This is a genomic window from Fluviicola sp., from assembly GCF_030151805.1.
Classification (GTDB): domain Bacteria; phylum Bacteroidota; class Bacteroidia; order Flavobacteriales_D; family Crocinitomicaceae; genus Fluviicola.
In genome coordinates, this window is the sequence record NZ_JASLCN010000374.1 from 1 (window position 1) to 2,789 (window position 2,789).

Below are 2,789 nucleotides of genomic sequence, written 5' to 3' on the forward strand. Positions count from 1 at the left end.
ATCCGTTCGCCCTTCAACTGATTCAGCAATTCCCCGATGGCTTGTTTCGCGGCAGTTAAGCGGCTTACACTGCCATCGCCCATATCTTTGGTGTTCATCGAATTGGAAATATCAAGGCAAATTACCAGATCCAAAACCCGTTTCGATCCGTTGACTTTCCGGAAGCCCGAAACAGGCTGCGCCATCGCCAGAACGACAAAAAAGAAGGTGCTTCTCAGCAAAAAGTAGTGTAGAAATGCTTTTACCGGTTCGAATTTCACCCACAGCATCCTGGTGGAACCGAATCCGGAATATTTCTGATAAATTCCCGACTTCCAGTGCCACTGAAACCAGGTCAACGCTGCGAAAGCAGGAATAATCATCCAAAGTGAAAGCATCTGTGGATGAAGCAGGTACATTCCCCATTGATCGAATGGTAAAACAGTGGAGCAGATCACAACCAGAAACCACCAGATTCCTTCTGAAATCAGTAATAATCTCACCAAATGCTGATATGTAGAAAGCTGTTTAGTCATCCAATCTGAATTTCAGGCGTTGAGCTCCCCATGCTGCCAGGGAAAATATTATACTCCAGATAAAAAACGGGAACACCGTCAGAGGCGGCTCTGCAGCCAAGTGCTGATCTTCCATCTTTCGTTTTTCCAACTGGTCAATTTCCGTATAGATTTTCTCCAGTGATTTTTCGTCCTTTGCCCGGAAGAATTTTCCACCTGTCAATTGTGAGATCTCTTTTAAAATGGCTTCGTCAATTTCTACCGGCACGTTTTGATAAACGACTCCGAATGGTGTATTTACCGGAGTTGGCGCCATTCCGTTTGCTCCCACACCAATGGTATATACTTTACATTTCTTCGCTTTTGCAAGTGCGGCGGCTTCCATCGGATCCGGGCCGGTATTACTGCTTCCGTCTGTGAGCAAAATAATCACTTTGGAAGGCAAACTGTCGCTTCTGAGTCGTGTTACGGCAACTCCCAAACCACTTCCGATTGCCGTTCCCGGTTCGAGGTATCCCGGTTCAATATCCGAGATTTGCTTTTTCAGCAGTTTGTAATCCAAGGTTGCCGGACAAGCCGTGTATGCTTCTCCTTCGTAAACCACCAAACCAACGCGGTCTCCTTTTCTCGAATCGACAAATTTTTTGGCAACGCGTTTGGCAACTTCCAAACGATTCGGGTCGAAATCCTGCGCCAACATGGAACCGGATGCATCAATCGACAGAATGATATCAATTCCGTTCTTATAATCAATTTTCGGAGGATCTATGGAGGTGTTGTATGGCTCCGCCAACACTAGAACCAGGCAAGCCATGGAAAGCGCATAACAGGTATTGATTCCCCAGCGGATATATCTCACCCAGCCGATGGAATACGCCAATTGCTCTTGTTCGGAATTTGCATACTTCAATTGACCGACGCGGGTTTTCTGCAGATATTCCCACAAAAACAATAAGGCAGGAATTGCCAGCAAGAGCCAGAGCAGATGCGGTTTGTAGAAATCATATTCCCAAAAGCAGATATTGAAGTAACGACTCATTCCGGAATTTCCAGGGGGCTTAATTCTGTGACTATTTCTTCGAGGCGCAATAAACTCGAGCGAACATGAATCTCATCCAGTTCGGTTTTTGCAAATTTCACCATATCCGCTTCTTTCAAAAGGACTTCGATGCGTTTGATCATGGCAAAATCCAGTTGTTTGAGTTTCAGCAAAGCAATGGTTTCACTCGTGGTCCGTTCCATCAGGTTCAACTCGTAGCGGGAACTCAGGTACATTTTCAGAACGGCTGAAAAAGCCACATAATGCGATTTGATCTTTCCGTGAAGCCAATCTTCCTTTTTCCGCAATTGATTGATTGCCATCAAGGTTCGCTCCCTCAAACTCAGTTCTTCTGATTTCCGGATTTTGCGGCGCTTATTCCAGAGAATTGCGATTGTAACACCTAAAACCACGATCAGCAAAACCCACCAATAATCTTTCAGCAATCTCCAGGAATCGCTCTCCGGTTCAATCGGAATTTCATCAATTCCTTCTTTCACTTTCTTCTTCACGAATCCGACATGCAGATGCGGAGCATGAAACGAAAAGGTGGAATCTTGCCAGGAGATCCATAAATCAGGCAAACGGTATTTGGCAGAATCCCAGGCAATGAGTGTGTAAACGCCTTTCCAGTATTTGATTCCTTTTTGCGTGTATGTGGTATCCCGGAAGGATTCTATTTCCAGTTCTCCACCCGGTTTCCAGAGTGTTTCTCCTTTGTGGATCACTTCACAACTAAAAATACCCGAAATCGGATTGTAATCAAATTTTGCCGGTTTGTTTTTAACCAAAATGGTTAATTCTGCCTTGTCTCCCACGCGCACGGAATCTGATTTCCAGAATACGCGCTTTGTCTGTGCATTGACTGCGAACAGACACCAACATGCGATTATGGTCAGAATTCCTTTCATTTCCGGCGTTTGAATAGTTGTAACAAGGGTAAATAAACATGATCGCCTACTTCAAAAAAAGCGGCATCTATTCCTAATTGCTGGAAGAAATTTTCATTTCGTTCTTTCCGGAGTCGGTAGTTTTTCTCGTAATCTCTTCGCACAACCGCTGAAGAACTGTCAATCCAGTTAGTGGTATTTGTCTCTGCATTGATCCAACGCACAAAGCCTACATTCGGGAGATTTCCCTCGCCCTGATCGCTCACACCAAGCGCAACCAAATCGTGTTTTCGGGCGGTATTTGCAAAGCCTTCCTTATTTAATTCGGACTGTGAAAAATCACTGATCACAAAACAAATACTTCGT

General features: G+C 44.7%; 3 protein-coding genes and 1 pseudogene. All 4 read right to left on the reverse strand.

Features of this window, described 5'->3' with window-relative positions:
* Nucleotides 1-515: hypothetical protein (locus Q1V93_RS14185; protein WP_300665579.1), on the reverse strand; the 515-nt coding region annotated here is incomplete at its 3' end.
* Complete coding sequence (locus Q1V93_RS14190) at nt 508-1,533, reverse strand: VWA domain-containing protein (protein ID WP_300665580.1); 1,026 nt, start codon at nt 1,531-1,533, stop codon at nt 508-510. The genes Q1V93_RS14185 and Q1V93_RS14190, both read right to left, overlap by 8 nt.
* Nucleotides 1,530-2,444 (reverse strand): hypothetical protein, encoded by a 915-nt coding sequence (locus tag Q1V93_RS14195; RefSeq protein WP_300665581.1) that lies wholly within the window; start codon nt 2,442-2,444, stop codon nt 1,530-1,532. Before Q1V93_RS14195 ends, Q1V93_RS14190 begins: the two co-directional genes overlap by 4 nt.
* Nucleotides 2,441-2,789: pseudogene (locus Q1V93_RS14200) on the reverse strand (DUF58 domain-containing protein); the annotation flags it as partial. The pseudogene Q1V93_RS14200 and the gene Q1V93_RS14195, both read right to left, overlap by 4 nt.

Excerpts from the sequence above, each read along its gene's own strand:
- Q1V93_RS14190 (WP_300665580.1), bottom strand. The coding sequence starts at position 1,533 with ATGAGTCGTTACTTCAATATCTGCTTTTGGGAATATGATTTCTACAAA.
- Q1V93_RS14195 (WP_300665581.1), bottom strand. The coding sequence starts at position 2,444 with ATGAAAGGAATTCTGACCATAATCGCATGTTGGTGTCTGTTCGCAGTC.